The organism is Ephemeroptericola cinctiostellae, assembly GCF_003339525.1.
Taxonomy (GTDB): domain Bacteria; phylum Pseudomonadota; class Gammaproteobacteria; order Burkholderiales; family Burkholderiaceae; genus Hydromonas; species Hydromonas cinctiostellae.
Genome location: NZ_CP031124.1, coordinates 2,343,329 through 2,364,820 on the forward strand (window position 1 = coordinate 2,343,329; position 21,492 = coordinate 2,364,820).

The following is a 21,492-nucleotide window of genomic DNA, read 5'->3' on the forward strand; positions in this document are numbered from 1 at the left end:
CGGCTCACAAACTTGCGGCCAAAATAAATAAGTCATCCAACTGCCCATCTGTTAATTTCAACATTTCAGCCAGCCCTGAGCCCTCAACCCACACACGTTGAACTTCCGATGCATATTCCCACTCTATTTTTAAGGTTCTCGGTGTTCCATCGGCAGAAATTGCCGCATCCACATTATCCAAATAACCTGCTTGTAATAAAGCCAACTTCGCTTGACGCATCGTCACTACCTGCGGTATCGCTGCTTTGCGTGCAGCTTCGTTTATTGCTGCTTGTTTTTTAGCACTCACGATCCAATCTGTGCCATTCCATTCATCCGCTGCGCTGTTGGGTATTTTAGTTGTGTACCCATCTGGGACGCTGCGGTCTGTACTGGTAAGCGTGGTGGTACTTGCGTCTTTGGTGCTGTATGCCACCACACCCGCAAGGTCTGCGCGATACGTCCACGCCTGTTTATGCTCATCCCATGCATCCACCGTTTGCCCTTGTGCAGGTTCTGGCGCAAGGGTCGTGAGGTTGTTGGGCACGGGCTGACCAAAGGCTGGTGCAGCGACCTGTTGACCCGTGGCGGTGTCATAGTAAACCGCACCATCAACTGCACCCACCAGCAGCCACTGGCCTTGTTGACCACCCGAGCGAAACCAGTCCTTGCCCTCGGGTGCGAGGTACGGGACAGGATCAAATGTGCAATGCTCATCAAGCAGGTAAACGGCTGTTTCACCCGCAGATTCAGCAGGTGAGATGTGCGCCAAGGTCACATTGAGGTATCGGTATTCGGCATCAAATTCGTAGGCCAGCTTAAATTGAGGGTGATTGGGGTACATGTTGAGTCCTTTTTTTTTAAAAAGTTTTTAAAAGTATTTTAAAACGCCTTGTAACAAATAAACACACGTACCTTTAGACCAGCAGCCAAGTTACGCGTGCCTCCGCTGGCCGATGTGGTCGCGGTTTGGGTGTTGTCGAGCGAAAAGTTGCTGGCGTATCCGCTTGCGCCCCGATCGGTGTCCGCACCCAGCAAGGGACGGTCAAGCGTGTGTGTATGGCTCAAGTTTTCGCCGATGGTGCTGCCACCCACATTGGCCTGTGCCAGCGTTGCGACCAGCGCATCGCCTTCGTTTAAAGTTGGCAATTTGAATAAAGTCGAATTGTCACCACCATACGTGAAGCCAAACAAAGCAAACAGATCGGGATACGCCGACACTGAAATCATCGATGAGGTCCAAAATATGCAATTCTTTGGCGGGGTTGTCGCCATCGACAATCCCACATCGCCTGCCCGTCGGCCAAAGGCAGCTCCAAGCTCTCCGTAGGAGTAGGGGCAGGTTATTTTGCCGTCGGAACCAAACGTGGTGTGGCGAGACAACGTGGAGGCATCACCGTCCTTGATAAAGTCGAGTGCAAGATGCGTGCCGCTGTCTGCGGCCGCAGTTTTCACTGATTTGATCGCAGCAACCAAGACACCATCGCGGAACATGCGCAGACCTTGTTGGGCACTCATCACATTGGCTTCCGCGCCGTTGCTGTGCAGCTGCAACGTTGCGCCGTTAATACTTGTGGGATTGTCATAAACGATCACACCATTTTTATGTATTGGGTTACCCGTTGTTTCAGCGTACAAGTCCAAATCTTTATCGAATACAAAATTGCCTTGGTCTGAAACGTCAACTGTGGCTTTTAGCTTGCTGCCTGTCCAGCCAATCATGACCTTGTTGGTCGATTGGCCGACACCGCCACCTTGCTTGACATAGGCCGCATTGTCAGCCGCAGAGGATGCAGTGCTGCTGCCCCACGCCAATTTTTTCATGGATGCGAGCAGCTGGGTGTAGCTTGATTCGTCGGCGACATTAAATGATTTGGGTGTGATGCCTGCGTATTTGATCACGCTCATCACCTCCCACATCATGCCGTTCATGTCGGCACTTGAGACTTCGGTGGGGATGGCCTTGCCCGAATCGTGCATGCGATTGCCTGTGGCGGTATCCGTACTGTAGCTGCTGCTCTTGGTGTAGTCCATGAGGCTGTCCTAAACGTCTAAATTTATCAAAGTTCTTAAAAAATGGTGTTGATGGTGAAGCGTGCGGGCACGATGCGCGTGAGGTAGCACACCAACTCTAATCCCGTTTGAGTACACATTTCCAATCGATCGCCGACCCGATTTGCACCAGCACGAAACGGCTCGCAAACCCGATTGATCTGTACATTGAGCACTCCGTCAAGTGCGCCCAAATGATCACCGACCGCGTCGCGACCAACACGAAATGGCGTGCTGTACCATACATCGACGTCGTAGCCAATCACTGCGCACATGGACTTAATTGATTCAGGTGCCGCAGGTGACGAGTCGTCATACGCCAAACCACTCAAGCCACGCAGACGCGTGAGCATCTGTGTTCGCAGTGAAATTTCACTCGACTCAGCAAAACATGCATCGGGTAAGCCAACAGCGCGTTTCCATTCCGCAAATCGGTTGCATGTTGAGTGTGGGTAAAACTGTTCAACAGTTCGGTAGGTGTATTGTTCAAAGTCGTTGAACTCTATCGCCTTGGCAGTTAACCAAGCATATTGTGCCGAGCCCTTATCCTTACTCCACGCGAAACCACTCGGCATCAACCGTGACAGACTGGTACGATAGCCCTCGATGTGATTAATATCGAAAGTGCTCATACAAACGTCACCTCACCCAAAGTGACCAGTTCAAACTCGGTGGCGGCGAAGTATTCACCGCTGGTCAGCGTTGGCGACATATATTTATGGGTGTGCTCACCTGTTGCCATGCTCACTGCCTCAATCAGGTGTGAGTGAGGCAGTGCATACCCTGGTTGCGATTCACGGAAAAATAAGTCTTGCAGCTCAACCAAAGCTGCGGCTCGCGTGGCTGTACTGTCGGGCGTTAGGTCAATCACTGGATTGATGGGTTTGAGCGTCGGCGCAAATACAAACAGCTCATCGGGTGGACCGCGTTTAGGGTCACGGATATAGTTATAGACGTCCTGAATTTGCTGGGGGCTGGGTAAACCATTGGGATTACCATCACACACAATCATCACACCCGCACTGGTCGCCCCAGCAGGATTACGCAAACCCCAAGCACGCGTCACACCTGCCACCGCCATTGCCCAGCGTGCGTAGTCATGTGGCGCACCACCCATCGGCTCGTAGGACAGGCGTTGAACCAATCGATACAACGCCTGTGCGTCGGTCTCGGTATCCGTGCCACCACTGATGCCTGCGATTGATTGACATGTCGCGTTGATGCCTGTGACGCTGCTGGTCAACGTGAGCACGACATTGCTTAATGTGTTGCCAGCCAACCCTGAACCAACCGCTGTCACGGCTGCACTGAATGCACCATTTGTATCCACCTGTACATCTGCGTCGACTTGATACTGCACACCCGATGTGGTTTGCAAGTGAGTGCCCGCCGTGAGCCATGCCCCTGCTGTGCCTGTGCCCGTCACCACACCACGCGCAGGTGTGGCTTGTTTGCGGGTCATACCGTATGTTTCGAGCCAACCATCCAAAAACACGCCCGTTGCCCAAATGGGCACAGCTTGTCGGGCGATGTATTTAGACAGCCATTGATACAAGCCATGCATCCCGATCGCAGAGACCACCGACTGCACGTTGATGTTTGAGCGAGCCAGCACCAAATCGCTCGCCATTTGTGGTGAGACGACACCCGCTGATATTGCCGCTTGAGCCAAGGCCTCCTGCAAGCTGCGCGCATGGTTGTTGGTTAAATCCTGAACACTCGGTATTGGCGTGTTAGGTCGAAGCATAATAGCCCTCCTCATGGGCGATGGTCGAGCCCCACACGGCGTCATAGATGGGCATATTGTCATTGTCGCGATACATCACAATACCGATGGCAAGCAGTTCGACACCATCTTTGTGGCGGTAATCAGCGTTTATGATCATGCTGTCAATCACACCATCATCAATCAACCAGGCGAGTGCTTCTTGCGCGGCGAAGCGTTGGGCTTCTAGAGCTGATTTTTTGTGACCTGAATTGCGTGCGGGCTTGTAATAATTGAGCCACAGACGCGAGCCATACTCACCACGGCCATTGCCGACCGTGCGCGGGATGAATTCAGCACCAAGCCAGCCACGTTTATCTGTGCTGTTGTACGGCAAACCATCATCTCGCCCCGCACGTGCGTCGGTGTACAGCGAATGAATCACTGCCGTGTGCAGTCCACACTCAAGCGCAAAGGCATAAGTCTTGGGCATTTGCTGCATACGACTGATGAGCCCAGCGCACAAGTTGCCTGCGTCGATCCAAGGCATGTCCACCGCACTCGCGTCCGCCATCAATGCCCAATCAAAGGGCATGGACAAGCTTGTGGTTGCGGGATTTGTGGCAATGGTGGCGATGTCGATCACGGTGTACTCCAAGTAATGAACACAGTGTAAAGTCATGGCGCATAAAAAAAGACCTGCAATTTTGCAGGTCTTGACCTTGAGGCATTAAACCAAATTGGCTACATGGGTTGGTTTGGCTTGCCCGTCACATTATCCGTCTCATTGTGGTCATGCTCGTTGTGCGTGTCCCGCATCGACTGCATCGAGCCAGCGCTGTCGGACACTTGGGCAGCGGACACCACATCGCCAGCCCCCGAATACTCACCCGAGTTGGTTATTTTTGGCGTGGTGAAATTGACGCTTGTGCTGGCTTTAATATTCAAGACGGCGCAGTCCACATCAATAATCTTGCCTGCTTTGAGCCAAATAGAGTGCCCCTCTTTGTGCCACACGGCCACGTCATCTGCGGACAGTTTTGGCCGATCTTTGAGGCGGTCGATGCGCAATACCATCTGTACACCACCCGCATCGATGACCAAACCTTCGCCTTCAGACGGTTGTGCAGCGAAACCGTAATCCTGAAAGCGCTCGGACTCCTCAGCGTCTTTGGTTTCAAAAACGCTGATTTTATACTTTTGCACCAGTGCCACACTGGTAAAGACCATTTTTGCTTTGCGTATCAGTTCACTCAATGCCATCTCACACCACCTTTTTTGTCAACTGTTTGCCATCTGTGCCAGTGGCTTTGCCTTGGCTGTTTCGGCCGCCTTTTTTGCGTTTGCCCGATTCGTGGCGCTCAATCTCAGGCTCGGGTTCGTAGGCTTCCGCTGGGCGCACGGTCACGGTACGCACGTCACCATCTTGTACGTCGACGTTGTAATCAATGCTGGCAATCAACCATTCTTCACCCTCCAAGCCCGCGATGTCATCGTAAATAGGGATGATCTGATTGGCGTCCCATCCTTTGCCCAACGTGACCCAGCCCTCGACTTTGTAATTAAGACCATACGCATGGCCACGGCGCACGCGCATTTGATGATCGGTGAGCTTTTGTAAATCCGCAGTTGACACTTTGCTATCGGCTTGCACCATCACGGGCAAATAGCGTTTGAGCTCTTTGTCCACCGTCTTGGCTTTTTTTTGCCGTGCACTCTCGAAATCATCCGCCACTTCGGATTGGCCATATGCGATGTATTCAGAGCCGCGTTCCTCATCCGTACCGATGTCCTCCATTTCGATCACATTTTCCCCGCGAACAATCGCACCGCTGGCTTTGGTTTTACCTGCTTTGCACAACACCACTTCGCCTTCAGCATTGTCGGTGACCAGTAAGCCGCGTTTTTTGGCGGCACGACTCGCAGCAGCAAGCACGGTTTCACCTTGCTCAAGTTTGAACTCTTTCAATGGCTCACCCACGTCATCAAGCACACGCAGGGCAAGTTTAAATGGTTTGATTAAATCGCCGATGATGGTGTCAACTTTGGCATTGCGCCACTGCCCGCCTTTGTGCATGGCAGCAGCAAGGCACAAATCACCCGTAAGCGAGCGAATGGTCACCTTGTAGCCCGCATCATCTTTACGGTAAAACGGCGCAGCCGCCAACACAATGCCCCGCATCAATTGTGTATTGCCCACTTTTACGGTAACAATATCTTGCCTAAATATTTCGGGTGGATGACCAGGAATCAGTGCCACAGGAATCGTTGCCACACGGCCGAGTTTTTCAATATTGATAGAGATTGATGCGGACAGCCAGTGACTGTATTCTTTGCCATCTTCTGTGGTGATGGTGATGATCGCTTTTTCTTTTGGCAGGCGCTCGGTGTAATGTTGCTCAACCATGATCAACCAATCTCAATGCAACGCCCGCTGGTACGAGTAACGGGTTGGTGATGTGTGGGTTCATTGCCCAAATCTCATCCGCATAGCGCGTTGAGCCGTACATTTGATAACTCAGCGCATAGATTGAATCGTCTGCTTGCGGGGTGTATTGAATCATGCGCGATAAAGCGACTGATGAGACGTGTAGATGTGTGAGTGCAGCCGCATGGGCGGCACTGAGCGCATCGTAAATACCCACATGAGAAGCATTCACTACGCCCACGACCACAACGGGCGCAGTCGACGTAGAATTAACAGGATCAGCGAAATGACTTGACGTGCTCAAGTCACGCACATGCTGCTCGTAACGCGAGTGAATGACCTGTCGAATGGCCAATGCCACATCGTAATTAGACACCTCCATCAATGCGGATGCTTGCACCAATGTTGCCCAACTCAATTGCTGGCACAGCGACTGCAACGCGGCACAGGCATATGCCTCGACTTGGCGTGATGGGGTGAGGTAAGGTGAATAAACAGGGGCAACGGCCACATCAAGCAGGTTGGTTAAACTTGGATTGCGCACGGGTAGCAGCGTGGGCAATAGCACCTCATTGGTCACCGTGTCTGTGGGTAACAGTTGCGCCACAACATACGCGGCCTGTTCTGCACTGATATTCTTGGGCAAGTCAAACAATTGGGTGAATCGCGCGCCCAAGTCTTGCGGCATTAACAGCATGTCTTTGAGCAAAGACTCTGCGCCAATGCCCATGTTGGCAATATCCGCAAAGCCATCTGTACCTTGCTTGATCGCGTACAGCACGTCAAACACGGCACCGTGCAACACCAATAAATGATTAAAGATATTTTCGCGCACCCAACCAGCAGCACCCTCGAGGCTGTAGCGCGCCATGAAGTCTTGCACAATGGCGACCTTGGCCGCCACGGCAGCTGCGAATGCGGATAGCCCCGTGTTTTCAGCCTGCATTGGATAACGCCGCGCTTCGGCACGCACAAACGACAGGTCAAACTTGGCCATGCCACCTTCGGATGCATAGGCTTCAGCAATGCTGAACTTGCCATGGTGCCACACGCGCACAGAGCCAATGGTTGGATGTATCAGCACCCCCGATTCCTGCACCAACAATGCCTGCTCGAGCGCGTTGGCTTTGTCCATGTAATCGCCGCCGATGACATAGGCCGAGAACTTGATTTCGCCCGCAGCTTGCCCCATGCTAAATAAGGTTGGCAAGTCCTGAAACGGATATTCACGCAGCACTGTGTTGTTGCCCTCACTGCGCGTGCTCGTATCGACCTCGAAAGCCACACCTCTAAACGATGCGGGCTGTAATTGATTCAGCCAGCTCATCGAACACCTCGATAACCACCAGGGTTGGTCGAGCCGCCATCCGCGAGCTTCAATGGAATGGTTTGTGGCACTTGTGCCGTGGCACTGATGAGCTCTGACGTCGGCGACACTTGCACTTGGATTTTGAGCGAGCCGTCTTGCACGTTTAGGTTGACGTCTTGTTTTTGAGGGGGCGCTTGGGTTGTAGGCGGTGCATTGAACCGCTCCGCCGCGCTCATCAATGGAGCAGTAATCGCAGTCAACGGGTTCAGCATTCCCGTCAATTGGGCAAGTATTTGAGTTGCGGTCACAGGGCTGCCGTTATTACCCGCATCATTACCGTACAATCTTTGGCTATTGGACTTGTTGACATTGAGTTGACGCTGATACTCATTCACATCGGTCTCGCCTCGAAATGGGATAGCAACTGAAGCGAGCGGGTTCAGCATCCCCGTCAATTGGGCAAGCATTTGAGTTGCGGTCACAGGGCTGCCGTTATTACCCGCATCATTACCGTACAATCTTTGGCTATTGGACTTGTTGACATTGAGTTGACGCTGATACTCATTCACATCGGTCTCGCCTCGAAATGGGATAGCAACTGAAGCGAGCGGGTTCAGCATCCCCGTCAATTGGGCAAGCATTTGAGTTGCGGTCACAGGGCTGCCGTTATTACCCGCATCATTACCGTACAATCTTTGGCTGTTGGACTTGTTGACATTGAGTTGACGCTGATACTCGCCCGCATCGATTTCGCCTCGATCAAAGCGCGAACGGCTGGCAGCATCTTGCGGTGACAATCGTTCTTGCCCGATCAACTTGCCAAGCATGTCGCTGATGCCCGTTGTCCAACTGATTTCTGTACTGTGATCTTCCTTGCCAGCCCATTGCGTTGCACCAAACATCGCAGCCAATGGTGCCAACGCCATCGATAAAGGTGCCAATGCAGCCATCATTGACGTGCCGACACCCGAGCCAGCCGCTGCGCTTGCACCCGCTGCTGCCGTTTCTGCCCCCGCACCTGCAACAGCCGTTTCGGCAGCGACAGTGGTGGCGACTTCGGTGGCCGCTGAGGTTGCACCATTGCCCAAAAGCTTTTTTAGTGCATATAAAATTCCACCGCCACCCAAACCAACACCGGTAGCCAATGTTGCACCACCCGCAGCAGTCGGGTGTTCTGCCATCTTATCCGTCACGGTATCGGCGGTAGGCGCGATGTAGCTTAATATATTACTTAAGCCTTGCTCGACAGCATTACCCACCTTTTCATACGATGTTTTTGCATCCCCAGTCACCCGCTGATCGTACGACAGACCAACCGTTGAGCCGTCTTCAGCTTTGATTGCTTCTGAACGTTTTTTCAACTCCGTCGTATCCATATCGTACATTTCGGCAATCAATGCTTTTCTTGCCTGTAAGTCTGAGACAACATTGCCGACCACGCCTTGCTCGGTGTAACCAGCAAGCTCCTCCATTTTTTGTTTGCGCTCGTCGTCGCCCTTCGTGGCACGAATATCTGCCATTTTCTTGACGAACTCAGGGTCTCTTTTGGCCGCATCTTGAACAGTGCGGGCATATGCCGTTAAAAAATCATCGCCTTGGTTCATGTATTTGTCGACCGATTTTTTACGATTGATGCCGTAGCCTGCTAAATCTTTATCACCTTTATTTGATGTGGCAAAGCCTATTAAATTTTCAAGATTTGTCCCAGCCTCATCATCCGTACCTGCGGTTTTTCGCGCCGTTTGGGCATGTGTGAACAGTGCGTCTGCTGAATGCTCTCCTTGTAATGCTTTGCCTGCGCCTGCCAACCATTTAGGCAACCACTTCGCCATTGTTGCCGCGCTGAAACTACCCGCATTGTCCGAGACAATCGACTTACCCATTGCCGCATTGACTTGTTGGTCATTCAATCCCTTATTTACAAAGGCCACTGCCATTTGCGCCGCTGATGCCGCATCCATACCCGTTACAGAGACTGTCTTCATGATTTGCGGCAGCATCGCATCAATCCGTTTTAAACCATCCTCGCCATTGAATTTGCCACTGGCCAATAATTCTTTTTGCGCATTGAGGGCTTCGTCACGCGAGGCAACCCCGCCCACTACCGATTGGTCAATTTGACTGCCCAGCCGTACCTTCTGGGCGAGGGCTTGCTCTCGGGTATACACATTGCCCTGGTCATCTTTGTTACCGAACATAATTTGTGCATTACGTGACAACTCACGGTCAAATTCAGCCTGTGGGCGAAGCACGGCAGCACCTGCAACGGCAGCACCCGTGATGGCAAATCCACCTTTCACAGCGCCCGCCCCCAAGGTCATTGCTTTTTTGAACAATTCAGCTTCACTGCGTATTTTTTTCATTTTCGCCAATGAATCTGAAAAAAACCGAGCAAAGCGCGCACCGCCACCTGCATTGAGTGCTTCAATTGGATTTTCTTTGGCCAGTGTTTTTGCCAAGCGTTTACCCACTTGTTGAGTCTCATAGGCTTGTTTGAGTAAGTCTTGCGACAATCGCTTGTTTGTGTCCTTGACCCGTTCGGCTTCCTCGGCGAACTTCTTGGCCATGTCCGAAATCATGTGCAGACGGATTTGTACATCTCTATTGCTCATCACTGTCCTCGCGGTTGCTCAATGGATTTATTGATATGGCGGATGTGCATGCGCACTTGCGCTTTTGGTGTGGCGAGCCACTCAGGCATCGAGCCGCCCAGCAAACGGGCGAGGCTGGTCAGATGGCTCATCCATCGCTCCAGTCTCGCCCGTTGGCTGTGGGGTTGTTTGCTTGGCAGCGTCTGCGGTTGATGGGTTAAAAATCGCATCAAAATCCGCTTGCGATATGTTGCCGTAACGCACTTGTTCGGCAAGGTCGTAAAGGGCAATGCGCTCTTCGACGATATTCAAGTCATGTGGGGTCAATCGCGCCATCATATCCATGTCCATCAAACTGTGACCAATCGCTTTCACATTACTGTCGGTACATTCGAGACGGTCAATGCGCAGCATCGTGATGGCAATGCGATACACGGCATCCGACAGCATCAGCGCAGGCTTGCCGTTGATATAGACCACCCGTTCTGCCAAACGAATCGCATCCAAATCCATGCCAACCGTGGCAGGGCGAAGTTTTACGATGGTATAAGGCACTTGTTTACCGTCAATGTCCGTTTTATAACCATCCGCTAGAATGGCTGTACCAATATCACTGGGCTGGGTCGTCGGAGTCATTTAAAGCCTCTTTAAAATTATTTTAAATGTGTATTTAGAGGCTTCATGGTACTGCGAGGTAGGCAAAAAAAAGACCTGCAATATTGCAGGTGCAATGTCATGCGCTCAGGCACGACTGGAGACACTTCTTGGCTTAAAGCCATTGAATCTTTGACAACAATAACCATGTCTCTTCAGCTGAGTCACCGTTACCGATGGTGCCGCCTGTGCCCACCACTGCACGGGTCACACGTCCACGGCGACCCGTATCACTGTCTCGAAATGATATTTCGTGGTTTTCATTATCGGTGTTTTGTGATGGGTCATACACACCACTGGTTTGGCGTTTGAATTTCAATTTTGGCGTGACGCGTTTGGATTTAAACGAGTGGTCGCCTGACGCTGAAGGGACGGCTTCATTTTCGCGACCTTGGTAATCTTCAATGGTCGCAGAGCCGTCATCGATGGCGATCATGACACCATCGATTTTGATGTCGTTGATGTTGAGTTGTTTACACTGGTTCATTGCTTACTCCTGTTGTTTTTTGGTGTTTATTGCTTAGCCTGTTTAAACGTGCCCAGCGACCCACTGTGATGTAATGGCCGTTTGATAGAGTTGGTTCATGATCACGGGCTCGTCCCGGATTTTCAAACGACCTTGCGGTCCATCGATTTGGATCAGCAAAGTGTCCTTGTAATACTCTGGGTTTTGCATGCGACCGATGCCGATCGCATTGTCATAAATACCGAGCAGCATGTCCTGCGCGACATCGTAGGTCATGATTTTTTGCCCTGGTATTGCCTCGGCATACTCACCCATTTTGAAGCCTTGGGTTTTAATCGAGAACTCGGCGTTGCGATACCAACGAAACCATGACAATGTTTTAATCCAGTTCAGTTCTCGCATTGAGGTGTCATACGCACCCGTGTTATGCGTTGTGTAATTGGTCACCATGCGCATGAGGGTGGCTGTATTGTCCGCATGGACACTGACTGACGAGCCACCTTCGAGCATAATATTGTTGATTTGATCTTCGTTGAGAGATTCGCCTGTCGCAGCAGGTTTGTAGCCGACCAAAGCCGCACCTGTATGCGGTGTTGCTGGGTCAAGCATCGCCATTGATTCAATCGTTGCGCCCGCCATCGATGCCAACTCCCAAGGACTCGACATGTCTTTATTGGTGTGGATACTGTGCACCAGTGGGCAGTTGCGCGACTTGAGCCAAGTCGTATGTGCACCTTCGGTGCCGCGCATGGCCACGATGGCCTGCACGTCGGACTGTACTTCCTGACCCCAACGGCGCATCAATTCTGCCTCGAGGATGCCCATGTTTGCCCCATCGGTGTAGGGGATGACCCACTCGGTGTCGCGGGTCTTGGCTAAATTGGCAATGGCTGCACTGATGCTCGGGTTGACCGCGCCATTGACTGTGGTTTTCATCGAGACGGTCACACCGCTGACCAGCTCGTCAGTGCGATAGTAACGCGTGCGAAAATCAATCAAATTGGCCAGTTGACCTTTGGTTTTGGCCTTCAACGTCATGACATTGCCCACGAGCAGGACGCTGAATAAGTTGTTGGCCGTATTGAGTTTTGCGGCGAATTTTTCAGCAATTGCAGCGGCACTATCGGTTGACAAGATACCCACGCTGTAACGTTCGCCGCCGATGTAAATCGCTTGCTCACCATTTTGACGGCTCGCTGGTGCGCCAACAGAGATGGTGATGGTCACGACTCGCGCCACGGCCGTTGCATCGTCGCGCTGCGCGACGAATCGGATGGGCAGCCCTTTAATGGCATTGGCCTTCGCCGCTTTCCACATCTGATAGCCAATCGATGCTGCACCGAGCATGCCGCGTGCTGCTGCATCAGTGGTGAGGGTGATGGCGTGGTCAAAGTTGGCGGGGTTAAACAGGGGATTATTAATCGGACCAAACAGCGCAATTGAACGTGGCATCTCACGTGGACCGCGCATCGCACTTGATGGGTCAAATTTATTAAAAACACCTGGTATCAGGTATTGAGTGCTGATGATTTCAGCAATGGCAGTTTTGTTCATGTCAACCTCTTATTAAGATGAGTGTATTCGTTGCTTGATGACTGGATTTATTGTTGAATCAAAATCAAATCACCGTCCACCAACAGTTGATAAATGTGCGGGGTCACTGTGACTTCGGTTGGCTCTGTTTCACTGTAGTACCCACCACCCGTCTTGCGCAGGCTCAGTCCACCCGCAGCGACCACGCGAGCAACCGTATTAAGCTGTGGAATCACTGAGTCACCAATCGTGGCGTACTGAGGGTTTGCGTTCGGTGCAATGGCTTCATCGCCAAGCGTTTGAGTTGTATCAGTCATCATCTACTCCTATGTCGTTGTGATTTAAGTTCACGTTTTGCGTCAGTTCTGCTGACGCTTCAGTTGGATTCGTTTGCACATCGGTTCGACTGAGTCCATCGGTTAAAATCTCTACCCTTGGCGCAACAAGTGTCTGCATATACGCTTCAATGCTGCCGCCGTGACTCACGGCAGGCTCACGCAAGCCGCAGTAGCTCACATTGATGGATGCACGCACAAGCCACAATCCCAAACCCGCTGCATCGGTCGATCGCCCATATAGGTTCTCGGCATGTATGTCCGTAAATTTGCCCACACAGCCATTCGCGACAGGATGGGCGAGCTTCCAGTCTTGCAAAAACCCACACAATCGTTCAGCAATGCCAATCGCCTGCATCATGCGCCCAGCGCGGTCACTTGATCGAGTAAGGATAAAAAAAGCGAATTGGATTTTTCTCGCGTTACTGATTCGCGCACCCTCGCCAGACGGAGACCAACCCAGACAAGTCAACACACAGGCGGGCGATGCGGTACTGTGCTTGCCAAGTTCTGTTGAGTTGAGTTCGCCACCATAGATGCTGACAACGTTTAAAATCCGCTCGCCTGTCCCTTTGCGGCCGAATTTCGCCTCGATGTCATCGCGCAGCGTTTCGATTAAACTTTTCATGAGGCAAATCCTTGCGCTAAAACAGCCGCGACTTCATCACACATATCACGAATGTTGCGTGGATTGATGCCCAGCACAGGACGAGCTTCAATATACTTTGTCCCTTGATCATGAAAAATCGCATGATCTGCATCAGAGCCCATCACCACACTTGCCACGCCGTCATACTCGGCTCGGTAGGAGTCCATGAGCACGCCCGTGTCAATCAACGTGGCGCGACCTGCGCGACGTTTCTTGATGGACTTATGCACACGCCCCGTGCGTGATGTGCGATAAGTGGTTTGTTGTTTATTACCTTGCGCGGCTTTTGATGGTGGCATTGCCGAGTCATCCCACAGTGTCTGACTGGTGAAATGTCTCGTCAACTCGCCCCCCATGTACACAGCAATCGCGCGGCCTGCACGGTCAAGCAATAATGGTTCTTTCGCCATCAAATCACCAATGACCTTGGTCAACGCGCTGATGTCAAAGTTCATGCTGACGCTCATGGATAGCCTCGCCATTGGTCATCAAATCCAGTACGACCCCGACCATGCCGCACTTCACCCACAGTGGTCGCCACGGTACTGGCGACATCATTGGCGAACAAAGATACTTTTTTCGCAGCAATATCACGCAGCCACGCCCGCCAACTCTTGCAATTGTTACTGCCTAAATCAGTGGCGTTTTCGTCGTCATCACGTAACCAACAGCGTGCCAATGAGGCGTTGCATGTTTTCAACGGCGTTTGAGCAATCTGCTCATCCGACAATGGCAAGCTCACGCCAGCACTGCGTAAATAGCCATCCATTAAATTTTTTGTTTCGCGAAGCGCGCAATTAAGCCTGGCCAACGCGCTGTCCGTCACGGCCAATTGTGTACCATCCAAAGCCAAATCAGCCAATGCATCACCATCGCCACTGACCAACGCCACCAGCCACGTTTGCTCAAGTGTGTGCTGTTCGTCTTGCAGCAGCATGGTTGCCTCACTCGCACCATATTGGTCGAGGTATTGAGCAGCTGTGCAGTAGGATGTGATTGGGGTTGTCATGGTTTTTGTTTATTTGGTTTCGATAAATTTAGCCAATGCCGTCGCATCCTCATCGGACAGAGGATAGGACTGACCCGACTTGTAAATTTTGCCCTTGTGTGCGATTGAGTTTTTAATGCGGTACTGCTTGGACTGAGTCTCGGCCTCTGCTTTGGCTTTATCAGCAGCAGTTTGGGCTTCTGCATCTGCTTTGGCTTTGTCGGCAGCAGCTTTTTCCTCGGCTTCTGCTTTGGTTTTATCAGCAGCAGCTTGAGCTTCTGCCTCTGCTTTGGCCTTGAGTTCTTCGGGGGTTGGTGTCTTTGCCACGGTAGGCTCCTCATTTAATTTAATGTAGTGGTGGTGGGTCAAAGCTTTTTGACCCGTAAATGCGTTGGCTACGCTGACAACACTTCAGTCAACAACACACCGCAATCGGTGCTGACAACGGCTTCTTCACAGTCGTCCACCACGCGCACATATTCCACACCACGCGTGCCTTCGGTATCGTCGTTATACTTGTTTGCAAACTTTTCAAAATGTGCAGTGAAGCCCCACGTCATGCCGTTGTTCATACCAGCCGTTACACCACTGATGGCACTCGTGTCACGGCGGTGAAAAGCGATGCCACCAGACCATGTGGCTTTAAACACAGCGTTGTCCGCATAGCTGCTAGACACCAATGCTTCACCCACAATGATTTCTTGTAAACCAAACAAGCGGGCGACTTCTTCACGAGTGGCAATGCCCGCAGCACCAATCGAACCGACCACACCCGCAGCACGCACAACAGCCGCAAGGATGCGTGGATGCGCTGCCAATGCATCCCATTCATTGGTGCCCATCACAGCAATATTCGGGCGAATACGGCACGCTTTCAACGCTTCACGAATGAGCTTCACAGGATCTGTCGCATCATCATCAAGTTTGTCGTTTGCGGACAAAGCAATGGCGTTATTGCCATAGTTAGCTGGATTGAGCACCATGTCTGCAACACGGACTTCACGACTCAATTCCAACAAATTAGATAATGCCTCGGTGGCTGACGCGCGTTTTGCTGCAGGGTTTTTCACCCCATCAAAATCACGCGGCACAAAGGCATGCTTTAACGCATATTCTTGGGTCTCACCGTGGCGGGACTCACCTTTAAACTCCACCTCATTGACTTTGGTACGACGACCAACACGCGTGTCAGGTACATAAGCAAATTGACCTGGCGCGTAGTATTGATATTTATAACGCGGGCTGTCCAAGGGTGATGTGCGTGGCATCACTTGATCCGCGATCATGGCTTTGTTCTGAAAGCCCAAAATAATTGCGGTCAGGGCTTCGTCGCGTGGATATGCTTCTCTCATTTCATTTCCTTTAATTATTCAAGTTAATACGATTTAACACTTCAAAACGCAGTCAGTTTTAAAATCACGCAGCGCTTTGATTTATTGGTTGTGACAGTGCCGCTATGACCGAACCGATGCTGCCGACGTCGCCATCTTCAAGCGCGACGAATCGACCCGTGGCTGATGGCACTGCTTTGCCGTCAGCATTCGAATCAACGAGTACACCTCGTTTGATCGATGCACCGTACTCAACGGGCATAAAACCCGCCGTCACGATGTCCACTGTTTGGCCCACACCCACATCGAATCGACCTGATACGCCCACGATAGGCATGTGGGTATTGGCATGAGTCACACCTTCTGTTGCAATGCTGACGAATCGGCGGCTGATAATCACCACGCCAGCGACGTAAGGTAAGATATTGATAGGGATGTTGTGTTTCACTTGTTCACTCCTTGGGGTTGATAAGGTTGATTAAATAGATTACGGTTGTGGCTTGGCCATTTGGGCGACATGCGTCACTGCGTCAGCCCAAGACACGTTGATGCCGTGTTCGTTCTGCGCCGCCTGGTATTCTTGGGCTGCTGTTTTGAGTGACTCTGCATCACCATTGACGGTAGGCAAGGCATCACCACCGCCTTGTTCCTTACCCAATTGAATTGGGTGTAACTTTTCGACAAAATGTGCCAGCCATTGGCTCTGGGTCAATGATTGGGTGGCATCGCCTTCGGCAAATTCAAACGTCATATCAGACGTGCGCAGTCCCACCATAAAGTCGACTGCGCCCGCTGCAAGAGCAGGCGTCAGCTTGCCAGCCGCCATCCAGCCGTCCACAGCTGCTTGGCACTCTTGGCGAGTGGCTTTGGTTTCAAGCTCAGTGATGCGTGATTGCAGGGCTGCTTCGCGTTCAGAAAACTCGGCTGTTTGAGTATTGGCTTGCTTTGATGCTTCGCTTGATTCATTGATGCGCGCTTGCACTGTGCCAGCCATTAAATCGACCAGCTCTGCACCATCCCAGCCGTCTGTAAAGTTGCTTGGGTTCTGCTCAAGACGCGCAGCGATGGTTTCGGATGCATTGCTTAGACCATTGATTTCCCAATCGGGGATAAACTTGTCGGCCGTTTCGATGCCGTTATCGGCGATGATTTTTTCGCGCAAACCACGCAAGACATTGCCCACTGTATTGATAAGCCAGCCGACTTCACGCAGTGCCTCTGCTTCGCCAAACTCTGCGAATTCCATCACCACGTCGTCATCAGAGGCTGCGAAATGCACATCTGCCAAGCCTTTAATCGCAGGTGCTGCTGCACCGAGCCAGCCAACATGCTTGATGTAAAGCTCTCCGTCCGCATTTTTAGCAGTACTGATTGAGCGTTTTTTGTACGAACCCGATTCAACGGCATTGACAAAATCAGCATTCACTTGGTCAAACTTAGCGAACAACGAATCACCATCGCGTTTGAACTCAGAAGCCCAGCCGTATGCGGGCGCATCTGTTTTTGGATGACCAATGACAATGGGTGCAGTCGATGGTGTGGTGTTTTTGGCCATTTGATCGAGGTCAGCAACAGTAAAGCTGTGCGTGATGCCTTTACTATCGGTGTGCGTTCCCGCACGAAAGACTTCGATGTAGTCGTCAAAACCTTTGAATTCTGCTTGCTGTCCCATGTGTGCCTCGATTGCTGTGGTTAAAATCATATTGATGACACAGTGTATGGACTTTGAAACAAAAAAAAGACCTGCAATTTTGCAGGTCTGAATGAGGTTTTAAACAGGTTGGATTAAGGGTGTTTTAAGCGATTCTTTATTTGGTTTGCGTCTTTGCTTGAACATTCGCTTACGACGCGTTATACGCAATTTTAAACGGGTTTTAAATGGGGTTTTACTTGAGGCACGCTATCACGGCGGCAAGTGGTCAAACAAATCAAAATTTGCGGGCGGATTGGGCGACTCGCCGATGATGTAAAACACCAATCGCTCAGAAATGGCAAAGTGCAGAGCAAGCCGTTTGATTTCCCAACCATCATCACGCCGTAATGCACGGATTTTTGCATTGCGCACCTGCTTTGCGATACGGTCATACTTCGGGACGTAGATTTTTTCTTTTGCATAGTGTTGGCACAGTATGGTTAAGTCTGCATTGTCGATGTGCTTCGATAAATAACTGCTTTTATCGGCATGCTCAGGCACCATGACCCACAGCCCTCCAACCGCACGCATAATGCGGTACGCCACCGCATCGCCCACATTTGAGATAAATTCTTGGGCGAAAAATGACAAACGTTTGCGGTCGATAAACTCCATGACGGGCTCCTGTGAACTATGTCTTTGTTGGCGCGCGCGCCAACCATTTTTTGAGTGCTTCAATGGCTTGGTACAGCTGCTTGCTGTTCGCCATACGCAGAGCAGCTGCACCTGTTTGGTTCTGTACAAACTTCTGCAATGCTTCCATTGAGCCGTTTTGTACCTTGCCCGCCTTGCGCAGCTCCACCCATAACGCCTCACACTTTTTAATCATCGCTTCATTGCGCACGCCTTCAGTATTGAGACCCGCACGCTTTTGCAATGATTTGAGGTGTAGCAACCAGTGCTTCAATTCTTGATCATCAAGCTGAGCTGCCGAACGTTTACCGTTAAAGTTCATCGCCATCGCATTGCGGTAAGCGTCTTCATCCATGCCCAGCTTGGCTTTAATGACGTGGACAGCAGCAGTGGTGCTGCGGCGGAGGTTGTGGTTGGTTTTCATGCCAGTCCTAGGCTTTAATAAAATGTTGGTGTGCTACGCCAATATTTGGCGGCTCAACAGAAGTCGGCACGTTGACCAAGCGCTCAATTGCACTTGGTGTTTTGCTGGACTGTTTATCCAATTCACGCCACGGATGCACATCTGCAACCTTCGTAGGCGTGGGTTGTATAATCTGCTTTGGTTCTGCTATAGGTGCAGGCTCATCCATTTTTACAAAGGCATTAAACAAAACCTGTGCTTTCTCTTGATGAGCAAGCTCAACGTCGCCACTCTCAACAATGAATCGCGCCATATCCAAAGATAAACGTGCGCTTTTTGAACTCAGCTGACCATTAACCAAACCGTGCATGGCCACAAGCACATATTGACGAACCATTTTGAATTCATTGGACGGTAAAACGCCTGTGGTAGTTGTCGCCGCTATCGACGAAGATTCAGCGGAAACATCTTGCTTGGGTTGCGACTTTGGCGTTTGAGATGCTGGCTCCACTGCTGGTGTCTTTGATGCCCAATTGTTTTTATAGATTCGAACGGTTTTTTTCAAGCCCAAATCAAAAGTTTTTTTTGCGACAACCTTGGCATCCAACCCAAGATGTTCAGCTATATCAACATTTGGTGTCGTGGCGTAATTGACCATAATGTACTCAACGTCTTCGTTTGACCATACCCTGCGTTTCATTTCTAATCTCCTTCGGTTATCGTTCAAGCCCACAGAGTGGGCTTGAGTAAATGACTTAGTTAACGGCTGATTTCAGGGTTTTACCCGCCTTGAAACTGACGCTGTTAGATGCTGCAATGTCAATCGCTTCGCCCGTCGATGGGTTTCGGCCTTGGCGTGCCGCGCGGGGTGACACTTTGAATGTGCCAAAACCAACCAGTGCAACTTCATTGCCGAGTTTGAGCTCAGCGGTGACGGTGCTGGTGAATGCGTTCAACACCGCTTCAGCGTCTTTTTTAGTCACGCCTGCTTCGGTTGCGAGTTGGTTGATGAGTTCTGCTTTGTTCATGGTATTGCTCCTTTGTTGTGTAGGGTGAGCGATTCTCACCCTACGGTTTTGCCAAAATTGGCGTTTTAATTAACATGGTGAAAAAATTTGCTCGACCTTGACAAAATCCAAATCAAACTCACAAAGCTCTACACGGTCATAATCTAAAACCTTAATTCCGCTTTTATCACTAAGGTTGTAAAAGCCTTCTTCTTGATTGAATGCCTCAACAGGTGAAAAATAATGCGTGCATTCAAAAAATGTCCTTGCGTATAGTTTCAGAACTGTTTTGCAAATGTCGCCGTTATTTTCTTCAAGCCTTCCATCACTGTTTGACCAAAAATTATTAACCTCATGAAAACGCTCGTCAGTCATCACTTCATGATTAACTTCAAAAGTCACGTCAAACAAGCCTGCAAGCCTTAACGTATATGTTTTAATCCCCATCTCACACGCTCGCAACATCAAGGCTAATCGGCGCGTATTCGTCCGAATCACCGACACGCTCATACACACGCACATAAGCTTTTGAGCCGATAACCTGGATTGAATCAGCAATGATGTTCATCGCTAAAACCCACCGTTTATCTTCGATTTTGTACCTGCGTAACGAAAGGACTCTGCCTGTGCTTAAATTGCCATTGCTGTCCACCTCAAAAACGTTGTCAACAATGACTTGCAGGTTTTTATTTGCACCTTGTATCCATTCGTTGAGACCCTCATAAATCAACGCTTTCGCTGCCTGCAAACGCTCATCAAACGTAATGTGTTCAGCGTGTGCGCGTTGGATTTTGTAGCGACCGTCAAATGAATACAGCGTGATATTGCCTTTCTTGCCACCGACAGTGACACCATATTCCTCAGCCGATAGCTCCTGAAACGCTGCGATGTCTGCGAATGCACCTGAACGAAAATCTTTTATTATTGATGATGCAAATTTCGCCTTGAGTATCAGCTCACGCACCAGCGCATCACGTGCCAAATCAATCGGCTTGATATTACTGATGCGTATTTGATTACCTTGTGCATCGAGCATGAATTGTGGTTGTTCTTCAGTTGTGTTCATTGTCTTTCCTTCGTGGTTGCGGGTTTTAAATAATGGGCGAGGTCAGTCATAGTGAACACGCCACTTTGTTTTTTGCCAATTTTTTGTTGAATCTGCTCAATGCGCCGTCTGGATTCGGCATCACTCGTCACTTTCTTGATCTGCGGATTGGTTTCTTTTTTAGCTTCTTGTGCTTGCGTGTGCTCGACTTGCAGGTTATGCACCTCACTGCGCCGGTCAACGCCTTTGCGGGCATTGTCATGCGCCAGCTGCTCTTTCTTTGCCTTTGCTGCATTGGAGCGATTCGCAATGATTTCGAGCAAGTAACCATGAGACTTGAGCGGCAATGTCAACGTGCCAGCCGTGCGCGCTGCGAGCACTGCATTGAGCGCATCGACCCAGTAATCAAGCGGCGCGATGTGAATCATGCCGTTGCGTTCGATGCGTCCAGCCTTAAACATCGGTGTGAGTTCGTTAATCAGTGACGCAATACGGCTGTGGCTCATCTGTGACTTACTCGGTGCAAACAAGCCGACGTAATGCAGCAGCGGCTTGATGAACGTCGTACCCTGTGGGTGTGCATCAATGATTGCGAGCAGTGCTTCACGCGGCGCATCGTCAGCCAGCAACACGTCCAAACTCATTATGCAGTTGCAAACGGGGCATTTAACTTGAGGTAATGGCATGGCTC

Annotated in this window: 27 protein-coding genes; all 27 read right to left on the reverse strand. The window is 50.7% G+C overall.

The window, feature by feature from the left end:
- Positions 1-4 precede the first annotated feature (4 nt).
- Positions 5-823 carry a hypothetical protein gene (locus DTO96_RS10610; RefSeq protein WP_114563469.1) on the reverse strand — a complete coding sequence of 273 codons (819 nt, stop codon included), beginning with the start codon at positions 821-823 and terminating at the stop codon, positions 5-7.
- Between the two features lie 38 nt (positions 824-861).
- Complete coding sequence (locus DTO96_RS10615; protein ID WP_114563470.1) at positions 862-2,013, reverse strand: tail fiber protein; 1,152 nt, start codon at positions 2,011-2,013, stop codon at positions 862-864.
- A 35-nt stretch (positions 2,014-2,048) separates the two neighbouring features.
- Positions 2,049-2,663, reverse strand: coding sequence for a putative phage tail protein (locus DTO96_RS10620; protein WP_225972493.1), 615 nt, complete (start codon positions 2,661-2,663; stop codon positions 2,049-2,051).
- Positions 2,660-3,778, reverse strand: a complete 1,119-nt coding sequence (locus DTO96_RS10625; RefSeq protein ID WP_157964417.1) for a baseplate J/gp47 family protein — start codon at positions 3,776-3,778, stop codon at positions 2,660-2,662. The genes DTO96_RS10620 and DTO96_RS10625 overlap by 4 nt, the downstream gene beginning before the upstream one ends.
- A complete protein-coding gene (locus tag DTO96_RS10630) occupies positions 3,765-4,382 on the reverse strand; it encodes a phage GP46 family protein (RefSeq protein ID WP_157964418.1) in 618 nt (205 codons plus the stop codon). Before DTO96_RS10630 ends, DTO96_RS10625 begins: the two co-directional genes overlap by 14 nt.
- 98 nt (positions 4,383-4,480) lie before the next feature.
- The gene (locus DTO96_RS10635) at positions 4,481-4,999 is read right to left on the reverse strand and encodes a phage baseplate assembly protein (RefSeq protein ID WP_114563473.1); all 519 of its coding nucleotides are present in this window, start codon (positions 4,997-4,999) and stop codon (positions 4,481-4,483) included.
- A gap of 1 nt (position 5,000) precedes the next feature.
- Positions 5,001-6,143, reverse strand: a complete 1,143-nt coding sequence (locus DTO96_RS10640; RefSeq protein ID WP_192878987.1) for a phage baseplate assembly protein — start codon at positions 6,141-6,143, stop codon at positions 5,001-5,003.
- Positions 6,136-7,491 carry a DNA circularization protein gene (locus DTO96_RS10645; RefSeq protein ID WP_114563474.1) on the reverse strand — a complete coding sequence of 452 codons (1,356 nt, stop codon included), beginning with the start codon at positions 7,489-7,491 and terminating at the stop codon, positions 6,136-6,138. Before DTO96_RS10645 ends, DTO96_RS10640 begins: the two co-directional genes overlap by 8 nt.
- Positions 7,488-10,085: a phage tail tape measure protein gene (locus tag DTO96_RS10650; RefSeq protein ID WP_157964419.1), complete on the reverse strand. Its 2,598-nt coding sequence runs from the start codon at positions 10,083-10,085 to the stop codon at positions 7,488-7,490. Before DTO96_RS10650 ends, DTO96_RS10645 begins: the two co-directional genes overlap by 4 nt.
- Positions 10,086-10,166: 81 nt before the next feature.
- The gene (locus DTO96_RS10655) at positions 10,167-10,700 is read right to left on the reverse strand and encodes a hypothetical protein (protein WP_114563476.1); all 534 of its coding nucleotides are present in this window, start codon (positions 10,698-10,700) and stop codon (positions 10,167-10,169) included.
- 133 nt (positions 10,701-10,833) lie between these two features.
- On the reverse strand, positions 10,834-11,205 hold the full coding sequence (locus tag DTO96_RS10660; protein ID WP_114563477.1) for a hypothetical protein: 372 nt from the start codon (positions 11,203-11,205) through the stop codon (positions 10,834-10,836).
- A 42-nt stretch (positions 11,206-11,247) separates the two neighbouring features.
- The gene (locus DTO96_RS10665) at positions 11,248-12,738 is read right to left on the reverse strand and encodes a phage tail protein (RefSeq protein WP_114563478.1); all 1,491 of its coding nucleotides are present in this window, start codon (positions 12,736-12,738) and stop codon (positions 11,248-11,250) included.
- A 47-nt stretch (positions 12,739-12,785) separates the two neighbouring features.
- Positions 12,786-13,037 carry a hypothetical protein gene (locus DTO96_RS10670; protein WP_192878988.1) on the reverse strand — a complete coding sequence of 84 codons (252 nt, stop codon included), beginning with the start codon at positions 13,035-13,037 and terminating at the stop codon, positions 12,786-12,788.
- Positions 13,027-13,680 carry a hypothetical protein gene (locus tag DTO96_RS10675; RefSeq protein WP_114563480.1) on the reverse strand — a complete coding sequence of 218 codons (654 nt, stop codon included), beginning with the start codon at positions 13,678-13,680 and terminating at the stop codon, positions 13,027-13,029. The genes DTO96_RS10670 and DTO96_RS10675 overlap by 11 nt, the downstream gene beginning before the upstream one ends.
- Positions 13,677-14,156 carry a phage virion morphogenesis protein gene (locus DTO96_RS10680; protein ID WP_157964420.1) on the reverse strand — a complete coding sequence of 160 codons (480 nt, stop codon included), beginning with the start codon at positions 14,154-14,156 and terminating at the stop codon, positions 13,677-13,679. Before DTO96_RS10680 ends, DTO96_RS10675 begins: the two co-directional genes overlap by 4 nt.
- Before the next feature lie 8 nt (positions 14,157-14,164).
- Entirely contained in the window at positions 14,165-14,710 is a 546-nt protein-coding gene (locus tag DTO96_RS10685; RefSeq protein ID WP_114563482.1) for a phage protein Gp36 family protein, read from the reverse strand.
- 9 nt (positions 14,711-14,719) lie between these two features.
- Positions 14,720-15,016: a hypothetical protein gene (locus DTO96_RS10690; RefSeq protein ID WP_114563483.1), complete on the reverse strand. Its 297-nt coding sequence runs from the start codon at positions 15,014-15,016 to the stop codon at positions 14,720-14,722.
- Positions 15,017-15,084: 68 nt separating this feature from the next.
- Positions 15,085-16,041, reverse strand: coding sequence for a phage capsid protein (locus tag DTO96_RS10695; protein ID WP_114563484.1), 957 nt, complete (start codon positions 16,039-16,041; stop codon positions 15,085-15,087).
- Between the two features lie 64 nt (positions 16,042-16,105).
- Positions 16,106-16,468, reverse strand: a complete 363-nt coding sequence (locus DTO96_RS10700; RefSeq protein ID WP_114563485.1) for a capsid cement protein — start codon at positions 16,466-16,468, stop codon at positions 16,106-16,108.
- 39 nt (positions 16,469-16,507) lie between these two features.
- Positions 16,508-17,692 (reverse strand): hypothetical protein, encoded by a 1,185-nt coding sequence (locus DTO96_RS10705; RefSeq protein WP_157964421.1) that lies wholly within the window; start codon positions 17,690-17,692, stop codon positions 16,508-16,510.
- Between the two features lie 231 nt (positions 17,693-17,923).
- Entirely contained in the window at positions 17,924-18,328 is a 405-nt protein-coding gene (locus DTO96_RS10710; RefSeq protein ID WP_114563487.1) for a hypothetical protein, read from the reverse strand.
- Between the two features lie 16 nt (positions 18,329-18,344).
- Positions 18,345-18,770, reverse strand: coding sequence for a regulatory protein GemA (locus DTO96_RS10715; protein WP_114563488.1), 426 nt, complete (start codon positions 18,768-18,770; stop codon positions 18,345-18,347).
- Between the two features lie 7 nt (positions 18,771-18,777).
- Positions 18,778-19,449 (reverse strand): hypothetical protein, encoded by a 672-nt coding sequence (locus DTO96_RS10720; protein WP_114563489.1) that lies wholly within the window; start codon positions 19,447-19,449, stop codon positions 18,778-18,780.
- 55 nt (positions 19,450-19,504) lie between these two features.
- The gene (locus DTO96_RS10725) at positions 19,505-19,816 is read right to left on the reverse strand and encodes an HU family DNA-binding protein (RefSeq protein ID WP_225972494.1); all 312 of its coding nucleotides are present in this window, start codon (positions 19,814-19,816) and stop codon (positions 19,505-19,507) included.
- 30 nt (positions 19,817-19,846) lie between these two features.
- Complete coding sequence (locus tag DTO96_RS10730) at positions 19,847-20,203, reverse strand: DUF2528 family protein (RefSeq protein WP_157964422.1); 357 nt, start codon at positions 20,201-20,203, stop codon at positions 19,847-19,849.
- A gap of 1 nt (position 20,204) precedes the next feature.
- The gene (locus DTO96_RS10735; protein ID WP_114563492.1) at positions 20,205-20,822 is read right to left on the reverse strand and encodes a DUF3164 family protein; all 618 of its coding nucleotides are present in this window, start codon (positions 20,820-20,822) and stop codon (positions 20,205-20,207) included.
- A complete protein-coding gene (locus DTO96_RS10740; RefSeq protein WP_505661230.1) occupies positions 20,819-21,487 on the reverse strand; it encodes an HI_1489 N-terminal domain-containing protein in 669 nt (222 codons plus the stop codon). Before DTO96_RS10740 ends, DTO96_RS10735 begins: the two co-directional genes overlap by 4 nt.
- Positions 21,488-21,492 lie beyond the last annotated feature (5 nt).

Bases quoted from the DNA above. Each gene is read 5' to 3' on its own strand.
- DTO96_RS10730 (WP_157964422.1), bottom strand. From the start codon at position 20,203: ATGGGGATTAAAACATATACGTTAAGGCTTGCAGGCTTGTTTGACGTG.
- DTO96_RS10610 (WP_114563469.1), bottom strand. From the start codon at position 823: ATGTACCCCAATCACCCTCAATTTAAGCTGGCCTACGAATTTGATGCC.
- DTO96_RS10625 (WP_157964417.1), bottom strand. From the start codon at position 3,778: ATGCTTCGACCTAACACGCCAATACCGAGTGTTCAGGATTTAACCAAC.
- DTO96_RS10640 (WP_192878987.1), bottom strand. From the start codon at position 6,143: ATGGTTGAGCAACATTACACCGAGCGCCTGCCAAAAGAAAAAGCGATC.
- DTO96_RS10680 (WP_157964420.1), bottom strand. From the start codon at position 14,156: ATGAACTTTGACATCAGCGCGTTGACCAAGGTCATTGGTGATTTGATG.
- DTO96_RS10740 (WP_505661230.1), bottom strand. From the start codon at position 21,487: ATGCCATTACCTCAAGTTAAATGCCCCGTTTGCAACTGCATAATGAGT.
- DTO96_RS10670 (WP_192878988.1), bottom strand. From the start codon at position 13,037: ATGATGACTGATACAACTCAAACGCTTGGCGATGAAGCCATTGCACCG.
- DTO96_RS10635 (WP_114563473.1), bottom strand. From the start codon at position 4,999: ATGGCATTGAGTGAACTGATACGCAAAGCAAAAATGGTCTTTACCAGT.
- DTO96_RS10695 (WP_114563484.1), bottom strand. From the start codon at position 16,041: ATGAGAGAAGCATATCCACGCGACGAAGCCCTGACCGCAATTATTTTG.
- DTO96_RS10650 (WP_157964419.1), bottom strand. From the start codon at position 10,085: ATGAGCAATAGAGATGTACAAATCCGTCTGCACATGATTTCGGACATG.
- DTO96_RS10655 (WP_114563476.1), bottom strand. From the start codon at position 10,700: ATGACTCCGACGACCCAGCCCAGTGATATTGGTACAGCCATTCTAGCG.
- DTO96_RS10665 (WP_114563478.1), bottom strand. From the start codon at position 12,738: ATGAACAAAACTGCCATTGCTGAAATCATCAGCACTCAATACCTGATA.
- DTO96_RS10720 (WP_114563489.1), bottom strand. From the start codon at position 19,449: ATGAAACGCAGGGTATGGTCAAACGAAGACGTTGAGTACATTATGGTC.
- DTO96_RS10705 (WP_157964421.1), bottom strand. From the start codon at position 17,692: ATGGGACAGCAAGCAGAATTCAAAGGTTTTGACGACTACATCGAAGTC.
- DTO96_RS10715 (WP_114563488.1), bottom strand. From the start codon at position 18,770: ATGAAAACCAACCACAACCTCCGCCGCAGCACCACTGCTGCTGTCCAC.
- DTO96_RS10645 (WP_114563474.1), bottom strand. From the start codon at position 7,491: ATGAGCTGGCTGAATCAATTACAGCCCGCATCGTTTAGAGGTGTGGCT.
- DTO96_RS10615 (WP_114563470.1), bottom strand. From the start codon at position 2,013: ATGGACTACACCAAGAGCAGCAGCTACAGTACGGATACCGCCACAGGC.
- DTO96_RS10685 (WP_114563482.1), bottom strand. From the start codon at position 14,710: ATGACAACCCCAATCACATCCTACTGCACAGCTGCTCAATACCTCGAC.
- DTO96_RS10620 (WP_225972493.1), bottom strand. From the start codon at position 2,663: ATGAGCACTTTCGATATTAATCACATCGAGGGCTATCGTACCAGTCTG.
- DTO96_RS10735 (WP_114563492.1), bottom strand. From the start codon at position 20,822: ATGAACACAACTGAAGAACAACCACAATTCATGCTCGATGCACAAGGT.
- DTO96_RS10675 (WP_114563480.1), bottom strand. From the start codon at position 13,680: ATGAAAAGTTTAATCGAAACGCTGCGCGATGACATCGAGGCGAAATTC.
- DTO96_RS10660 (WP_114563477.1), bottom strand. From the start codon at position 11,205: ATGAACCAGTGTAAACAACTCAACATCAACGACATCAAAATCGATGGT.
- DTO96_RS10710 (WP_114563487.1), bottom strand. From the start codon at position 18,328: ATGGAGTTTATCGACCGCAAACGTTTGTCATTTTTCGCCCAAGAATTT.